The organism is Gardnerella swidsinskii (genome assembly GCF_023277705.1).
In the GTDB taxonomy this organism is placed as follows: Bacteria; Actinomycetota; Actinomycetes; order Actinomycetales; family Bifidobacteriaceae; genus Bifidobacterium; species Bifidobacterium swidsinskii.
The window spans coordinates 738,393-755,104 of the sequence record NZ_CP083176.1 but is presented as its reverse complement, the minus strand read 5'-3'; the positions used below and the strand labels follow the sequence as shown (position 1 = coordinate 755,104).

The 16,712-nt window shown below is 44.9% G+C and carries 13 protein-coding genes and 1 other RNA gene; 13 read left to right on the top strand and 1 reads right to left on the bottom strand.

What is annotated here, in order from left to right; all coding sequences use genetic code 11:
- Positions 1–3 precede the first annotated feature (3 nt).
- The 11 genes from K9E37_RS02875 (at position 4) to K9E37_RS02825 (ending at position 12,831) form a co-directional block, all read left to right on the top strand.
- Positions 4–840 carry a TraX family protein gene (locus tag K9E37_RS02875; RefSeq protein WP_004108130.1) on the top strand — a complete coding sequence of 279 codons (837 nt, stop codon included), beginning with the start codon at positions 4–6 and terminating at the stop codon, positions 838–840.
- Between the two features lie 96 nt (positions 841–936).
- Positions 937–3,624, top strand: coding sequence for a glycoside hydrolase family 31 protein (locus tag K9E37_RS02870; protein ID WP_248893555.1), 2,688 nt, complete (start codon positions 937–939; stop codon positions 3,622–3,624).
- Positions 3,625–4,113: 489 nt separating this feature from the next.
- Positions 4,114–5,184 (top strand): glycine oxidase ThiO, encoded by a 1,071-nt coding sequence (gene thiO / locus K9E37_RS02865; RefSeq protein ID WP_004104781.1) that lies wholly within the window; start codon positions 4,114–4,116, stop codon positions 5,182–5,184.
- A 123-nt stretch (positions 5,185–5,307) separates the two neighbouring features.
- Complete coding sequence (gene thiS, locus K9E37_RS02860; protein ID WP_004108127.1) at positions 5,308–5,514, top strand: sulfur carrier protein ThiS; 207 nt, start codon at positions 5,308–5,310, stop codon at positions 5,512–5,514.
- A gap of 88 nt (positions 5,515–5,602) precedes the next feature.
- Positions 5,603–6,415, top strand: a complete 813-nt coding sequence (locus K9E37_RS02855) for a thiazole synthase (protein ID WP_004104776.1) — start codon at positions 5,603–5,605, stop codon at positions 6,413–6,415.
- Positions 6,416–6,450: 35 nt separating this feature from the next.
- Entirely contained in the window at positions 6,451–7,182 is a 732-nt protein-coding gene (locus K9E37_RS02850) for a HesA/MoeB/ThiF family protein (protein ID WP_248893553.1), read from the top strand.
- 267 nt (positions 7,183–7,449) lie between these two features.
- On the top strand, positions 7,450–9,369 hold the full coding sequence (dnaK, locus tag K9E37_RS02845; RefSeq protein ID WP_248893551.1) for a molecular chaperone DnaK: 1,920 nt from the start codon (positions 7,450–7,452) through the stop codon (positions 9,367–9,369).
- On the top strand, positions 9,369–10,067 hold the full coding sequence (gene grpE / locus K9E37_RS02840; protein WP_004108116.1) for a nucleotide exchange factor GrpE: 699 nt from the start codon (positions 9,369–9,371) through the stop codon (positions 10,065–10,067). Before dnaK ends, grpE begins: the two co-directional genes overlap by 1 nt.
- A 124-nt stretch (positions 10,068–10,191) precedes the next feature.
- Positions 10,192–11,253, top strand: a complete 1,062-nt coding sequence (locus tag K9E37_RS02835) for a DnaJ C-terminal domain-containing protein (protein ID WP_064621751.1) — start codon at positions 10,192–10,194, stop codon at positions 11,251–11,253.
- Between the two features lie 87 nt (positions 11,254–11,340).
- A complete protein-coding gene (locus K9E37_RS02830) occupies positions 11,341–11,937 on the top strand; it encodes a heat shock protein transcriptional repressor HspR (protein ID WP_064621750.1) in 597 nt (198 codons plus the stop codon).
- Positions 11,938–12,087: 150 nt separating this feature from the next.
- On the top strand, positions 12,088–12,831 hold the full coding sequence (locus tag K9E37_RS02825; RefSeq protein WP_064621749.1) for an HAD family hydrolase: 744 nt from the start codon (positions 12,088–12,090) through the stop codon (positions 12,829–12,831).
- A gap of 95 nt (positions 12,832–12,926) precedes the next feature.
- On the opposite strand, the gene K9E37_RS02820 is transcribed toward K9E37_RS02825, so the two are convergent.
- Positions 12,927–15,251: a transglycosylase domain-containing protein gene (locus K9E37_RS02820; protein ID WP_248893549.1), complete on the bottom strand. Its 2,325-nt coding sequence runs from the start codon at positions 15,249–15,251 to the stop codon at positions 12,927–12,929.
- 172 nt (positions 15,252–15,423) lie between these two features.
- Here K9E37_RS02820 and K9E37_RS02815 point away from each other — a divergent pair, with 172 nt between their 5' ends.
- Both K9E37_RS02815 and ffs read left to right on the top strand, forming a co-directional pair.
- On the top strand, positions 15,424–16,566 hold the full coding sequence (locus tag K9E37_RS02815) for an inositol-3-phosphate synthase (protein ID WP_033888408.1): 1,143 nt from the start codon (positions 15,424–15,426) through the stop codon (positions 16,564–16,566).
- 41 nt (positions 16,567–16,607) lie between these two features.
- An RNA gene (gene ffs, locus K9E37_RS02810) (signal recognition particle sRNA small type) lies at positions 16,608–16,704 on the top strand.
- The last annotated feature ends 8 nt before the right edge of the window (positions 16,705–16,712 follow it).

Here is a 16,712-nt window from a genome sequence, read left to right as displayed (position 1 = left end):
GCAATGAGTATTAATAGTGGTAAAGCAATAATGCGTGATAGCGGTAACGCGAATAAGGAAATGCTTGATGCAAACGGCAAACCAATTCGCGCTGACCGTAACATAAAAACTGGAATCACGCTCAATAAACTCAAAATGCTCGGCGCTTTTATGCTTATGCTAGGTGCATTTAGTAACACAGTAATTGCACGAATGTTCGGCGGAACAGTAACCAATAATATGTTTGCATTGACAGTCATATTAGTTTGTGAATTTATAAGCTGGACTGCAGTGCCATGGTATGCGTGGATACTAGTACGCGGATACCATAACACGCATAATTTGAATCTTTACATGTTGAGATTGCTGATTTTAGCAGTGGTTTGCGAAGTTCCATACGATTTGGTGAATTCAAAATGTTTGTTCGACATGCGTTCGCAAAATCCTGTATTTGCAATGGTTATTTCCCTATTCGTACTTTCGAGTATAGATACAATTAGGGAACGTTTAAGCGGATTTAGTAAAGGTTTTGCTATTACCGTGCTTATCATTGCGGGTCTTCTTTGGAATTTGATAGGAAAAGTTTTTGTGCAGCATGGAATTTTCTTCGGCGGCGTAACTTTGCTTATTTTCGTACTTCTTTTTGAATTATTAAAAAAGCGCGAAATTACTATGGAGATGACTGCAGGAATGTTCGGCGCTATGTCGATGCTTACACCTGGTATTGGTGTAGCTGTGTTGCATTATCGTAGCCCTTATGGTGATGGTCCTAAAAACTCGACGACGTTCCGTTGTGTTATGTATGCGTGGTATCCGCTGATGTTGATCATTGCGTCAGTGTTTGCAGTATACATTCATTAAAGTTATAAGTTGTAAGCAAACAAAATAATACATAAAATAATACATAAAATTGTTAATAAGCAAAGTTGCAAGGTAACAGCAGAGATGTGCAGTAGTATGGACTCTTCCAAGTTGGGAATTTTTTATAAGTACGCAACTGATTCAAATGCAAAGGCGCAGGATAGTCAGGTAATTAAGGGCGAAAAGTGGCGAATTACGGTTATTACAGATTCGCTTATTCGTCTTGAGTGGAGTGACGACGGAAAGTTTGTTGACAATCCTACGCAAACTGTAATCTGTCGCAATTTTGCACAGAAAAGCTCGGATACTCAGCCGCAGTTTAGTGCGCGCAAAAACGAAAACGGATGGCTGGAAGTCGAAACTGAAAAGCTGCATCTTACTTATAATTGCGAAGCTTTTAGTAAAGAAGGATTAAGTATTGTTGTGCGCGGAGTGCCGTGTACTCAATTTAACACGTGGCATTACGGCGACGACTGCCCGGGAAATCTTCTTGGAACTTTTAGAACTTTGGATCAGGCGAACGGCCCAGTAAAACTTGGTAAAGGAATACTTTCGCGCGACGGATGGTCTATTTTAGACGATTCTGCAACTTGCGAAATTGTGCCAGCTGAGGAAATAAATGGCAAACCAAACCCGTATGGGGCTTGGGTTAAGTCGCGTGCGCAAAAAGTTAGCGAGCAATCAGGAAGATATAAAGACTTATACTTCTTCGGCTACGGGCACCACTACATTCAAGCAATTCAAGACTTTTATAAGCTTACGGGCGCTCAGCCGCTGCTGCCACGTTTTGCGCTAAGCAATTGGTGGAGCAGATACTATCGCTACCGTCAAGACGAATATTTGCAATTGCATAATCGTTTTAAGCGCGAAGGCATACCTTTTAGCACGGCTGTTATTGACATGGATTGGCATGTTACTGATGTTGATCCGAAGTATGGATCCGGTTGGACGGGCTATACGTGGAACGAGGAACTTTTCCCGGATCATCGTGCTTTTTTGCGTAAACTTAACGCTGCTGGATTGTCTCCAACTTTGAACTTGCATCCGCGCGACGGCGTGCGTGCGTTTGAAAAAGATTATCCGCAAGTTGCGCAAGATGCTGGCATTGATCCGGCAAGCGGCAAAGCTGTGGAATTTGATTTAACGAACCCGCAGTTTGTGAAGGCTTACTTCAACATGCATCATCGTATGGAAGATGAAGGCGTGCGATTTTGGTGGATTGACTGGCAGCAGGGCGGAGTGACGCGCGAGCCTGGCTTGGATCCTCTTTGGATGCTGAACCACATGCATTATGAGGACGCTGCGCGCGACGGCCGCTGGCCGCTTACATTCTCTCGCTATGCTGGGCCTGGTTCGCATCGCTACCCAGTTGGATTCTCGGGAGATACCGTTACTACTTGGGATTCCCTTGCTTTCCAAACTTACTTCACTTCTACAGCTTCCAATATTGGCTACGGATGGTGGAGTCACGATATTGGCGGACACATGCTTGGCGTTAGAAATAACGAGTTAGAAGCGCGATGGTACGCTTTCGGCGCGTTTAGTCCTATTAATCGTTTGCACTCGACTTGCTCACCGTTTGCTGGAAAAGAGCCGTGGAATTTCCCTCAGGAAACTCGCGAAGCAATGGTGAAAATGCTTCGATTGCGCGCGGAACTCTTGCCATACGTTTATACGATGAATTATCGTGCAGCTTTTGAAGGCAGGCCGATTATTGAGCCAATGTACTGGCAGTCGCCGGAAGTTGGAATGGCTTACGAAATTCCTAACGAATACCGTTTTGGAAGCGAGCTTATAGTATCGCCGATTGTTTCGCCTAACGACGCGGCTGCTTTGCGCGGATGTGCTGGAGTTTGGTTGCCGGAAGGCGATTGGTACGATTTGTTTGACGGACGCAGGTATGTGTCTCGCGGCTGGAATGGCCGCAGATTTGAAGCGTGGCGCTCACTTGACCGCGTGCCGGCTTTTGCGCGCGCTGGAGCGATTGTGCCTCTGCAAGTTTTGCCGGAAGTTGCAGATTGCGAGCGTAGTGCTGAGACCGCTGAATCTGTTAATAGCATTGAAAATCCGCGGGCTTTGCGAGTTCTTGCATTCCCTGGAGCTGACGGCGAATTTGTGATGCGAGAAGATAACGGCGATTTTGCTGCCGCGTCTGCTGGAAATACTGCTAATACACGTATGAATTTTGTGTGGCGAGACGGCAATGGTTCTTCGCAATTTATTATTTCCGGTGTTGCAGGATGTGATGCTGCCGTAGAATCTGTGCCGCAAAAACGCAACTGGAACGTTGTATTTAGAGGAGTTGCTTGCGCAGATTTTGCTCACGTGCGCGTGTTTGTTGGGAGCCGAGAGCTTAACGCAAGCGAGTTTGCGGTTTCTTACGAAGGCGAAGAGGCGACTTTGAGCTTGTCGGTTTCTGTGAAAGACGTGCCAGCTCGTTCGGAAGTTCGCGTAATTGTTGACGGTGGATTGCAAATCGCTGCCGACCCTAAAGTTGGCGACGCTTACCGATTCCTGCTTCAAGCGCAAGTGCCGTACAGAGGCAAGGAAATGGCTTTTGATGCAGTGCGAGATTCTGGCGGAAGTGCAAGTGCTATTGCTGAAATCTCAACTCTTGAATACGAGAACGAATCGGAAGCAGAAAAGTATCGCAACAGCGTTGATATGCTTAACGCTTACGCAACCGACCAGCCTTCCGTAGTTAAGTGGGCGCAATGGCGTTGCACACTGCCTGTTTCGGTAAAGCACGCGCTTGAGGAGATTTTGCTGCGCTCGGTTGAGTAATTCCGTCAGCGCGAGCGCGACGACCTGCCTGAGCGCATAGAGCGTAGCGCGCGAAGGCAACTCGGAGCGGAAACTCGCTTAAGTTGGAAGTCCAGTGGACTTCCAACGCGAGTTTCGCGCGCGAGCGTAATCCGCGCGAGCGCTGTCTGCGCCAGTAACGAAAAAACGGAGTTATACGTTACTCGCGCAGAAACCGTACTGCGTCAGTAACGAAATTGCTTAGTTTTGCGATTTGACATGCCATCTCAATTAACCAATTTTTCACAGAAGTGCTAGAATACTACACGGTAGTGTGACGAAAATCACATATTTTCGTTGCGTCTATCTGTAGCGTTTGTAATATCGCTAAAGTTGGCAATATTACAGCTTTACAATCGCAGTTTTGAAAGTCAAAGCTACGAAACGCGGGAGCTTGTTCTATACAGGCTGAGAGGGCGAAAGCCGACCGTAAACCTGATGCGGGTAATGCCGCCGTAGGGAAGGAGTATTATGCGAAATATTCGTATTATTGGTGCAGGTATTATTGGTTTAGCAACAGCGTGGAGACTTACGGAAGCTGGCGTAAAAGTTAGCATAATTGATCCAGATCCAGTCTCGGGCGCTTCTCACCATGCTGCTGGCATGTTAGCTCCTACCGCAGAAATGCAATATCAGCAAGAAGCGTTGTATCCTCTTATGTTTGAGTCTGCAACTATGTATAAGGAATTGGTTGATTCGGTTGCAAAGTACACCGATAAGCCAACTGGCTACTTAGAGTGCGGCTCTTACGTAATTGGCGGTGACGCTGCAGATAACGAGCACGTAAACGAGTTGCTAAACTTGCAGCATCGTTACGGCCGTAGAGCTGAGCATATTTCTGTGAGTAAGCTTCGTGAGATTGAGCCTGCTCTTTCGCCAACTATTGCTGGCGCTGTAAGCGTGCCGGACGACCATCAAATCAACCCTCGTCTTTTCACTGCAGCAATGATTGATGCACTCGAAAAGCGCGGTGTTGTTATTGAGCGTCGCGCAAGCACTCCAGACGATTTGGGTCCAGACACAGTTTTGGCATCCGGCTTGGGTGCTAAGGATATGCTTCCTCAGCTTAAGCTTCGCGCTGTGTGGGGCGATATGATTCGTATGACTATTCCAGAGCCTTTGCGCCCAATTTTGAGCTCTGTGGTTCGTGGATTTGTGCATGATCGTCCAGTTTATTTGGTTCCTCGCGCTAAGGAAACAGGCGAGCTTGTGCTTGGCGCTACTTCTCGCGAAGATGACCGCGATATTCCAAAGGTTGGTGGCGTACTCGACTTACTTCGCGATGCTGCAAGCGTGCTTCCTGGCATTCAGGAATGCTCGATTACTGAGGTTACCGCTGGCGGCCGCCCTGGAACTCCGGACGATTTGCCATTCATTGGTATTGATCCTAAGACGCATACCACGATTTCCACTGGTTACTTCCGTCACGGCATTTTGCTCACCGCTTTGGGTTCTTCTTTGACTACAAAGCTTGTGCTTGAGCAAGAATTGACCGAGAAGGAAAAGGGCTTCTTGGAAAGCTGCAATCCTGCTCGCTTTTAATCGCTAATTCCAGTGAATTCGTTATATTCCGCTGCGAATTGTGTGAAGCGTTCAAATATAGACGTAAGTGTGATGCAGAAAGTACTTTTAGTAATTCAGCTTTTAGTTAGTAAAGGTTAGATTATGCAAATCGTAGTCAATGGTGAAATTGTTGAAGCGCAAGACGGATTAACTGTTGCTCAGCTTATTGCGCAACGTTATGGTTCGGATGCAGGACTTGGTATAGCGGTCGCAATTGGCGACGATGTGCTTTCTCGCGCACAATGGGAATCAGCCGTCATATGTGATGGTAATCAAATCGAGATTCTTAGCGCAGTTCAAGGCGGCTGAAACACCACAAAATTAAGCGTGAAATTAGTGCGCTTAATTATTTAATTTTAATTAGGTTTAAATATAAATATTAAATAAAAGGCTTAAAATGACAGAAAATAATACAGAAGAAAGTGCCGATACTTGGCAGCTTTGCGGTAAGACTTTACATTCAAGGCTTTTGCTTGGCACTGGCGGCATGACGAGCATTGACATTATGGAAAAGTCACTTGTAGCTTCAGGTGCGGAGGTGGCTACGGTTGCAATGCGCCGTCACGCAAAAACAGGCGTGGATATTTACGGCATGTTGCAGCGTCACAATATTAACGTTTTGCCAAATACTGCTGGTTGCAAAACTGCGCATGACGCTGTGCTTACAGCAAAAATGGCTCGTGAATCGCTTGGAACTGATTGGATTAAGCTCGAAGTGATTGCAGACGACGATACTTTACTTCCAGATACTCGTGAAGTATTACTTGCTGCAGAAAAGCTTATTGAAGAAGGCTTTAGCGTTCTTTGCTACACGAATGACGACCCGATTGTGGCTCGTCGCTTGGTTTCGCTTGGTGTGAAGGCTGTTATGCCTGGTGGTGCTCCAATTGGAACTGGTCTTGGTATTTTGAATCCTCGAAATATTGAGCTGATTGTCCAAGAATGCAAGGAAGCTGGCGTTCCTGTGATTTTGGATGCCGGCGTTGGCACTGCTTCCGATGTTGTTAAAGCTTTCGAAATTGGCTGCTCTGGTGTGCTTCTTGCAAGCGCTGTAACTCGCTGTCCAGACCCAGTGAAGATGGGTCGTGCAATGGCTGCTGCTGTAACTGCTGGAAAGCTTGCTCACGATGCTGGCCGTATTCCTAAGCGTGAACATGCGCTCGCTTCTTCGCCTGTTGAAGGTCGCGCTTGGGCTGATTCTGTACTGTAAATTTTGTACTGTAATTTTTCGGCATATTATTCAACATGACGATTAATAAAATTTACGACAACCTGCAGGAGCTTGAGGTGGAACGCACTAGCCGCCACTTGCTCCTGCCGGGCTTTACGCATGAACATCAGCAGTTACTTCGCGATGCGAAAATCTGCATGGTCGGAGCAGGTGGACTTGGTTCGCCATGCTTGCTTTCGCTTGCTGCAGCAGGAGTTGGCGAAATTACGATTTGTGATGACGATGTTGTTGAGCTTTCTAATTTGCAAAGGCAGACTTTATATACTGTCGATCAGTGTGGCAAATCTAAAGCGCAACTTGCGGCTAAGCGTCTGCAAGCGTTATCTCCGGGTTTAAAAATCAACCTTGTAGATAGATTTAATGAAGACAACGCAAAGCAACTTGTAGAAAGTCACGACTTAATAATTGATGGTTGCGATAATTTTGCTACTCGCTTTTTGATTGCGGATGCTGCTTGGAGTGCTGGTACGCCAGAAGTTTACGGATCGGTGCTTTATTATGAAGGTCAAGTAAGCGTTTTTATGCTTGGGGAGGGACCAGGATTGCGCGACTTGTACCCTTGTCCTCCGCCTAAAGAAAAAGTGCCAAAATCGGCAGTATTGGGCGCGACTGCAGCTATTGTTGGCGCAATGATGGCAACTGAAGCAATCAAACTCATAACCGGTATTGGCACGCCGCTTATTGGTGTTTTGGCGCGCTACAATGCTCTGGATAATTCTTTGCGTCGTTTTAAGTTCAGCGCGTGAATGCTACTGAATTTTGCAGAATTTCCCCTTAATTTTGCTTAAATTGCAAAACTTGAGTCTAGTTGTATAAAGTTTTTTGTAATTTTTGGGAATAAAAGTTGACTTTTACAAGTTGAGTGTAGTAGGCTCAAGTTTTGGAAAGTAAAAAAGCTGGTGATTTACCTAGTTTCCAATAAGGAATCTAAATAAAGCTCAGCTCACGTAACTGCAAAACTTGAAGGAAAGCGTAATTGCACAAAAGGTGCAATACCTAGTTAAGGAGAAATTATGGGACGCGCAGTAGGTATTGATTTGGGAACAACCAACTCTTGCATTGCTACTCTTGAAGGTGGCAGCCCAACCGTTATTGTGAACGCTGAAGGCGCACGTACCACGCCATCTGTTGTGGCATTCAGCAAATCCGGCGAAATCTTGGTTGGTGAAGTTGCTAAGCGTCAGGCTGTAACAAACGTTGATCGCACGATTAGCTCAGTAAAGCGTCATATGGGCACTGATTGGACTGTTGATATCGACGGCAAGAAGTGGACTCCACAAGAGATTTCTGCACAGGTTTTAATGAAGTTGAAGCGCGATGCTGAAGCTTACTTGGGCGAGCCGGTAACCGATGCCGTTATTACATGCCCAGCTTACTTCAACGATGCTCAGCGTCAGGCAACTAAGGATGCAGGTAAGATTGCAGGCTTGAACGTGCTTCGTATTATTAACGAACCAACTGCTGCAGCTTTGGCTTACGGCCTCGAAAAGGGCAAGGAAGACGAGCGCATTTTGGTATTCGACTTGGGTGGCGGTACTTTCGATGTGTCCTTGCTTGAAATTGGTAAGGATGATGACGGATTCTCCACAATTCAGGTGCAAGCAACTAATGGCGATAACCACTTGGGTGGCGACGACTGGGATCAGAAGATTATCGACTGGCTTGTTGGCGAGGTTAAGAACAAGTATGGCGTTGATTTGAGCAAGGATAAGATTGCTTTGCAGCGCTTGAAGGAAGCTGCTGAGCAGGCAAAGAAGGAGCTTAGCTCTTCTACTTCCACCTCAATTTCTATGCAGTACTTGGCAATGACTCCTGACGGCACTCCAGTGCATTTGGATGAGACTTTGACTCGTGCTCACTTTGAGGAAATGACTTCCGACTTGCTCGGCCGCTGCCGTACGCCATTTAACAACGTTCTTTCTGACGCTGGAATTTCAGTAAGCCAGATTGATCACGTGGTTCTTGTTGGTGGCTCTACTCGTATGCCAGCTGTGAAGGATTTGGTGAAGGAACTTACTGGCGGTAAGGAAGCTAACCAGTCCGTGAACCCAGATGAAGTCGTGGCCGTTGGTGCAGCCGTGCAGTCGGGCGTTATTAAGGGAGATCGCAAAGACGTTCTGCTTATTGATGTAACTCCACTTTCCTTGGGTATTGAAACCAAGGGTGGAATTATGACAAAGCTTATTGAGCGTAATACCGCAATTCCAACTAAGCGCTCGGAAGTATTCTCTACTGCTGAAGACAATCAGCCATCCGTGTTGATTCAGGTTTACCAGGGCGAACGTGAGTTTGCTCGCGATAACAAGCCTCTTGGCACTTTTGAGTTGACTGGAATTGCTCCAGCTCCTCGTGGCGTTCCGCAGATTGAAGTCACTTTCGATATTGATGCTAACGGCATTGTGCACGTTTCCGCTAAGGATAAGGGCACTGGTAAGGAACAGTCCATGACTATTACCGGTGGTTCTGGTTTGCCAAAGGACGAAATTGACCGCATGGTGAAGGAAGCTGAAGCTCACGAAGCTGAAGATAAGAAGCGTAAGGAAGAAGCTGAAGTTCGCAACCAAGCAGAAGCCTTTGCTTACCAGACTGAAAAGCTTGTGAACGACAATAAAGACAAGCTTTCCGATGAAATCTCTAAGGAAGTTACCGACAAGGTTAATGCTTTGAAGGAAGCTTTGAAGGGTGACGACGTTGAGAAGATTAAGTCTGCTCAAAGCGAGTTGATGACTTCTGCTCAGAAGATCGGTCAGCAGCTTTACGCTCAGCAAGGTGCCGCTGGTGCTCAAGGTGCCGCTGGTGCTCAAGGTGCTGCTGGCGCCGAGGCTGGTACTCAGTCTGCTGCTGGCGCTCAGGCTGGCTCTGCAGCTAAGGATGATGATGTAGTTGACGCCGAAGTGGTGGACGACGACAAGGACGATAAGGACAACAAGTAATGTCCGACTTTAACGCCAACGAATATTTGCAAGATATGGAAGATGCTGACTCGCTGGATGTAAAAGCTACAGGTGATTCTGCGAAATCGTCTGCGCAATCTTCATCGAAAGCTGCTGAAGATGCAAATCCTGCAGAAACGAAAGCTGATGCACAAGCTGATGCTAACGTTTCTGCGGATTCCGCAAATTCTGAGGATACAGCGAATTCCACTGAATCCTCAGAATCGAAAGACAGCCAAGACGCGGATAGCGGCAGTTTAACTCCCTTAGGTAAAGCTAAGAAAGAAGCTGCAGAGTACTTGGAAGCGTTACAGCGAGAGCGTGCTGAGTTTATAAACTTCAGAAATCGTTCTGCCAAAGAGCAGGATCGTTTCAGACAGCATGGAATTATTGACGTGCTGACAGCATTGCTTCCGGCATTGGATGACATTGACCGCATTCGCGAGCATAGCGAAATGGATGATTCATTCAAGGCTGTTGCAACTAAGATAGATAAAGCTTTTGAAAAGTTTGGTGTGGAAAAGTTTGGTGAGAAGGGCGAAGATTTTGACCCGACCAAGCATGATGCAATTTTGCACAGGCCAGATCCAGACGCTACAAAAGAAACTGTTGATGCTGTAGTTGAAGCAGGATATCGAATAGGAGATCGCGTTATTCGCGCCGCTCGTGTGGTCGTTTCTTCGCCAAGTAATGACTAACGAAACTCTTAGTCGTGACTTTATTGCATAACTTGCTCGTGCTGACTCATAAGAGTTGGCACGAGCAGACTATATTTGGTCAAAAGCGAAATAGCCAATGTGCTTGTGAAGAAAGGAGGCACAAATGGCTGAAAATGAATGGTTAGCTAAGGATTTTTATAAGGTTCTCGGTGTCTCCAAAGACGCAGATGAGGCAACGATTACCAAAGCGTATCGCAAACTTGCTCGTAAATATCACCCTGATTTAAACAAAACAAAAGAAGCTGAAGAAAAATTTAAGGATGTTTCTGAAGCTTACGACGTACTAAAAGATAGTCAAACTCGTCAACGTTATGATGCTATCCGCCAATTTGGTGCTGGTGGTGCTCGTTTCGCTGGAGGAGCAGGTGGTGCTGGTGGTTTCGATGCGTCGAGCTTCTCGGACATTTTCTCTATGTTCAACGGCGGCTCTGGCATGGGCAGCATGGGTGGCATGGGCGGAAACGGTTCGCGCATTCGCTTTACATCCAACGGTGCTGGACCAAATATGAGCGACATTTTCTCTATGTTTGGTGGAGGTCAGCGCTCTCAAGATTCAGCAGGATTCCAGGGTACGAGTGGCTTTGGTGGTGAGAGGTATTCTCAACCGCAGGAAGCTGATGTGCCTGAAGTTGGCGAAGATATAACAACCGATATAAAGCTCACATTTAAGCAAGCTTTTAAAGGCGCTACAGTATCGTTGCGTGCGGCTGGTGAAACTTTTAAAACGCATATTCCAGCTGGTGTAAAAACCGGACAGAAAATTCGTTTGAAAGGCAAAGGCAAACCAGGTAAGTTTGGTGGTGCTGCAGGTGACTTATACTTGCATGTTCAAGTAGAAGCATCAGATAAATTTACTTTGCGAGGCGACGATTTGATTTCTACATTGCCGCTAACGTTAAGTGAAGCAGTGCATGGTGCAAAGGTTAGTGTAAACGACATAGACGGCAATCCTGTTACTTTCAAAGTTCCAGCTTGTGTTTCAAGCGGCGATGAAGTTCGTATAGAAGGTGCTGGAGTGCCGGGGAAAAATGGCGATTTTGTTGGCGTTGTGCAGATTCGTTTGCCAAAGCGTTCAAGTATGTCTCTTAGACGCGTTGCAAAAGAATTTGATAAAACTGCTGGCGAAACTTATGCTGAAGAAATTAAAAAATTAAGACAAAACTAAGTTAACAATAATTTAGCAGGTTAAACACTGTTGAATTGCTTGTAACAGTGCTTTAAACATACTAAAAAGGGCAAAGGAAGGCGTGCTATGACACCAATAACGCGTGAAACTAAAGCACTGTATGAAATGTGTGCAGTTGCTTTAGTGCGTGGTACTGCAACGCTTGACGGGGCAGATGAAGTAGGATTTGTTCTTGATTTGCCAATATTTACCGTAAGCCATGTGGCACGCCTAACCAATACGCACCCGCAAACTTTACGACAGTATGATCGGCTTCATTTAATAATGCCGAATAGAACTGAAGGTGGCGCTCGCCGCTATTCTTTGCGAGATATAGACAGGATTGTGCAAACTCAGCATTTAAGCCAAAATGAAGGTATTAATCTTGCTGGCATCATGCAAATACTTGATTTGCAAGAAGAAAATCGACAGCTGAAAAGACAAGTAAGGCATTTGCTTGATTCTGCAGAGTCTTCAGAGCGCAATATTTTTGCTGCAAATGCAGATGGTGACATTGTGGAAATGCAGCGTTCTCGCAATGCGCGTCGCTGGAGGCGGGACATTCTTGCAGAGAGACGAGCGTTACCTTCGTCGTATTCTTCAGAAAGCTATAACAGTAATTATAAAAATCGAAAGTCTTCGGATGAAAAATCTGTGGTGTTGTGGAGAGCGTGGAGCATATAGTAACGTAGGTATGGCTACTTATTGTGCTTAAGTGAGAAATTAGCGAGAATTAACGAGAAGAATTAATAGTGCGAAAAGTAATGCAGAATTAGTGCGAAAATGATGTGCTATAAAAGCTAAAGCAAATATATGCAATATAAAGGATTGTGAATGGCTGAACAGACGACAAATGTGTGTGCAAATACTCTTAACTCTAGTGAAGAAAAACATGTGTTGCGTGCAGTTTTCTGGGATATGGATGGTACTCTTATAGATTCCGAGCCGTATTGGCATGAGTCGGAATTTTATTTAGTAAAAAAATATGGTGGATACTGGGATGAAGATTTAGCTTGGGAATGTTCCGGCGGATCCCTTGAAACTGTTGCCAATAAAATGATTCCAAGCGGTACAAAACTTACTGTAGAAGAAATCGGCAAAGGTATGGTTGATTACGTTGCTGCTCGTGAAGCTGAATCCGTGCCATGGGTTCCAGGAGTTTTAGACGTACTTAAAAGCCTTACGGATGCTGGCATTCCTTCAATTTTGGTGAGTAATTCGCCGCGTTGTTTGGTTGAAAATATTGTGAATCGCGCTCCAGAAGGCGCTTTCGCTGGGTATGTGTGTGGAGATGATGGATTTAAACCAAAGCCTAGTGCTGAGCCATATCTTGCTGCAGGAAAAATGGTTGGCATTGAGGGTACGGACGAGGAAGTTGCGAAGCAGATGGCTAATTGCATTGCCATAGAAGATTCTCTATCTGGTCTTACTGCCGCAGTTAATTCCGGAGCAACTGTAATTGCGCAAACAGGTTTTTCGCGCGCAAACATATCTGAAAGCAAGCATCATGCAGAACTTAACGGTTATGAAAATGTTACTGCTAAAATGCTTGAGAACATTGTTTTGAGCCGAAACTAATTAACAAACTATCTAGCTATTTACTTAGCTAGCTATTAACATATCTGTTCGTAAATTAGCTACAGTTTTGTTTATAAATAGCTACAGTTGATTTACTAGTTTCCTCCAGTTGTGTCATAGTTATTGTCATAACCATGACCGCCAGAATTATTATCGTAACTGCCAACGCCGCCCGATGATGAATCGTCACGACCATACAGCTGGCTATCAAGGTCTAAATCGTTGTCGTTGTCCTTGTCTTTATCTTTGTCCTTGTTTTTATCCTTATCTTCATTCTCAGTTTTTGCGTGCGTGAATGTGTGTTGTTCGCCTAATCCCCATTTTCCATCAGGTCCGCCAATTTTGCCTGTGTCTTTTGCTTCAGGGAATTTAGTATTCGGGGTTCCTATTACCGCTTGACGCATGTATCTTGTAAACAAGTGTACAGGGTAGTCGCTTCCGCCAAGATATCCGTGGAACGGTTTAATTACTTGTGGGCTACCTTTTGCGTCTGGATTCCATATGGCAAATGCGGTAACAATATTTGGCGTAAATCCTACAAAGCTACCAGCAGTTTCATCGTTTGCTGTTCCAGACTTTCCTGCAATTTCTCTACCTACAGCGCGAGCTTCAGTTGCTGTACCATGTTGCACTACGCCAATCATTGCTTTTGTAGCTAAAGCGGCATCGGCTGGTGAGAATACTTGCTTTCCAGCTGTTGGTGCACGGTAGAACTCTTTACCGTCAGGATTTTTTACGCTGGCAACAATATGCAAATCTGGGCGTCTTCCTTGGTTTGCAAATGTTGCATATGCGCGCGCAATTTCGCTTACATGTACAGAATCGTTTCCGAGCACAGTAAACGGATTCTTACCATTGACTCGTTCAGGATTTAAGCCTGCCATAACTGCGGTATGAGCAACTTTTTTAGCGCCAAGTTTACTTTGCAAATCCATATACACTGTGTTCACAGAATTTGCAGTTGCATTGTATAAGTTAATGGTGCCATAGCTCATGTTTGCAAAGTTTCCAACAGGTTTATCGATCCCATCAAACTTGCGTGGAGAATTGCCATTGAACATCGTATCCAAGCTAGTGCCAGCCTGAATTGCTCCCATAAGCGCAAAAGGCTTCATAGTAGAGCCTGGCTCATAAAGCGCTTGTGTGGCGTTATTAAGCTGTTTCTTTAGATAATCGTCTCCTGCGTAAACGGAAATGATTGAACCATCTTTTGCATTTATTGAAATTCCGCCAACTTGCAGTCCTTCTGGCACAATTCCTCGTCCATCTTGAGAAGGACTTGCAACTTTGAACATTAAATCTTGCTTAGCTTTATCGATAGTAGTAATAATGCGATATCCACCACTGTCGAGATCTTCCTGTGTAAAAGCGCCATTCCTAGTTAACTCATCGCGAACCATATGCAATAAGTAACCTTGTTGACCTGCGTAAATGTTTTGAGTCGTCTGAGTAATAGTTTTAGGCATTTTTGCTTGCGCTGCCTGAGAGGCTGTAATGTAGCCATCTTCTTTCATAATGCGTAACACGCGCTTAAAACGAATGCCTGCTTCTTTTGGACCAATTGCAGGATCCCAGCTACTTGGTGCTGGAATAATACCTGCTAAAAGTGCAGCTTGCGAAAGTGACAAATCTTTTGCTTCTATGCCGAAATATGCTTTGGCTGCAGCTTGAATTCCGTATGCTCCTCTACCCAAGTAAATAGTATTCATATAATTGCAAAGTACTGTATCTTTATCTTGAGTTTGCGCAATTTTCAAAGCTAAAATAGCTTCTTTTAGTTTTCCAAAATAAGTTTTTGTTTCACCGAGATAATATCTTTCCGCATATTGTTGCGTAATAGTTGAGCCGCCCCAACGCCCGTGCTTTGTGATGTTATGAAGTAGTGCGCGTCCAATTCCTTTAAAATCTATTCCGCCATCGTGGTAGAAGGAACGATTTTCTGAAGCAACTATTGCTTTACCAACATATTTAGGTAGTACTGAACAATTGATAATTTCGCGATTTTGCTCAGCGAACGAACCTAATTCAGTTTTGCCATCTGAATAATACACTTTCGTCTTATCTGCCATAGCAACTTTGTCTGGTGCCGGTATGTCTGTAGTTGCATACAGATAAGCAAAAACAATTGTGCCTAGCAAAATTGGCACAAAAATAACGATAAGCGCCCAAAAAATAATAGGATGTCTGCCTCGCCAAGTTCTACGACGCCTTCTGCGTGTTGCTGCGCGAGAACGTTCGAATCTTGAATTACGGCTGCTTTTGTTTGATTCAAAAGAATACGAATTTGGACGATATGATTCTTGTCCGCGTGGTGGGACAGATGAAGGCATATTCGTATTTTTTTGTGATTGTGACGATACGCTTCGAGTAGCTTTCTCATGCGAAGTAGACGCTCGTCTTCCATCTTTACGTGCAACCATACATTCCACCGTAGCGTCCGGTGTTGAATTTTTCTACAAAACAGCATGTTTTTGTTTAGAAAAGATTAAAAATATTGAATATTAGTACATATTTGTTAAAGCAATAGTATTATGAAATGTGTATGGTGCGGCATAATGTAATGTCGCTTATTTTGCAGGGCAAGGAGTCTATATGAGCATCCGCGTTGCCATTGCCGGTGTCGGCAATTGTGCTTCGTCGCTGGTTCAGGGCGTTGAATATTACAAAAACGCTGATGACGGTGAGAAAATTCCAGGGTTGATGCACGCTGTATTTGGTCAGTATCGTGTGCGCGATATTGAGTTTGTTACGGCGTTTGATGTTGATTCTCTAAAGGTTGGGCATGATTTAAGTGAAGCAATTGGCGCTTCACAAAATAACACAATTCGTTTTGCTGATGTACCAAATTTGGGTGTAGAAGTATTGCGTGGTCCAACTTATGACGGCTTAGGTGATTATTACCGTGAAATGATCGATGAGTCCGAAGCTGAACCTGTTGACGTTGCTCAAGTTTTGCGAGATAAGCATGTGGATGTGCTTGTTTCTTATCTTCCAGTAGGATCTGAGCAAGCCGATAAAGCTTATGCAACTGCTGCAATGGAAGCTGGATGCGCATTTGTAAACTGCCTGCCAGTCTTCATTGCTTCTGATCCTGAGTGGGCGCAAAAATTCCGTGATGCTGGAGTTCCTATTATTGGCGATGACATTAAAAGTCAGGTAGGTGCAACTATTACTCACCGCGTTATGGCTCGACTTTTTGAGGATCGCGGTGTGCGTTTGGATCGCACGTATCAGCTGAATGTTGGTGGAAACATGGACTTTATGAACATGCTTCAGCGTTCAAGACTTGAGTCTAAAAAGATTTCTAAGACTCGTGCAGTAACTTCAATCGTGCCTCATGAAATGGATGAGCATAATGTTCATATTGGGCCTTCTGACTACGTAGCTTGGTTGGATGATCGCAAGTTTGCTTTCGTGCGTTTGGAAGGTACTACTTTTGGTGATGTTCCTTTGAATTTGGAGTACAAGCTTGAGGTTTGGGATTCTCCAAATTCTGCCGGAATTGTTATCGATGCTGTTCGAGCCGCAAAAATTGCTTTGGATCGCAAGCTTTCTGGTCCGGTTTTGGCTCCAAGTTCATATTTTATGAAGTCTCCTGCAGTTCAGCATGAAGATAGTGAAGCTCGTCAATTAGTTGAACGCTATATTGCTGGTGATGTTGAAGCTAACGAGTCTCAGCTTGATGAAGATACTGAATTTGCAAAAGAGCACGGCAAGAGCGTGTGGCGCGCATAATTTATTACTACTCGACATGTAGCGAAAATCGTGTAATATAGATAGAGCCTCCGTGTGGCACTAAGTCACCCAATCCCCCTAGGGCAGAAATGCAGCAAGGGTAAGTGGCCTCTGGTGGGTGCGCGGAGGTTTTATTATGCGTAAAA

What these genes read in the sequence shown, in the direction of transcription:
- K9E37_RS02875 (WP_004108130.1), top strand. Translation starts at nt 4, where the DNA reads ATGAGTATTAATAGTGGTAAAGCAATAATGCGTGATAGCGGTAACGCG.
- K9E37_RS02870 (WP_248893555.1), top strand. Translation starts at nt 937, where the DNA reads ATGGACTCTTCCAAGTTGGGAATTTTTTATAAGTACGCAACTGATTCA.
- thiO (WP_004104781.1), top strand. Translation starts at nt 4,114, where the DNA reads ATGCGAAATATTCGTATTATTGGTGCAGGTATTATTGGTTTAGCAACA.
- thiS (WP_004108127.1), top strand. Translation starts at nt 5,308, where the DNA reads ATGCAAATCGTAGTCAATGGTGAAATTGTTGAAGCGCAAGACGGATTA.
- K9E37_RS02855 (WP_004104776.1), top strand. Translation starts at nt 5,603, where the DNA reads ATGACAGAAAATAATACAGAAGAAAGTGCCGATACTTGGCAGCTTTGC.
- K9E37_RS02850 (WP_248893553.1), top strand. Translation starts at nt 6,451, where the DNA reads ATGACGATTAATAAAATTTACGACAACCTGCAGGAGCTTGAGGTGGAA.
- dnaK (WP_248893551.1), top strand. Translation starts at nt 7,450, where the DNA reads ATGGGACGCGCAGTAGGTATTGATTTGGGAACAACCAACTCTTGCATT.
- grpE (WP_004108116.1), top strand. Translation starts at nt 9,369, where the DNA reads ATGTCCGACTTTAACGCCAACGAATATTTGCAAGATATGGAAGATGCT.
- K9E37_RS02835 (WP_064621751.1), top strand. Translation starts at nt 10,192, where the DNA reads ATGGCTGAAAATGAATGGTTAGCTAAGGATTTTTATAAGGTTCTCGGT.
- K9E37_RS02830 (WP_064621750.1), top strand. Translation starts at nt 11,341, where the DNA reads ATGACACCAATAACGCGTGAAACTAAAGCACTGTATGAAATGTGTGCA.
- K9E37_RS02825 (WP_064621749.1), top strand. Translation starts at nt 12,088, where the DNA reads ATGGCTGAACAGACGACAAATGTGTGTGCAAATACTCTTAACTCTAGT.
- K9E37_RS02820 (WP_248893549.1), bottom strand. Translation starts at nt 15,251, where the DNA reads ATGGTTGCACGTAAAGATGGAAGACGAGCGTCTACTTCGCATGAGAAA.
- K9E37_RS02815 (WP_033888408.1), top strand. Translation starts at nt 15,424, where the DNA reads ATGAGCATCCGCGTTGCCATTGCCGGTGTCGGCAATTGTGCTTCGTCG.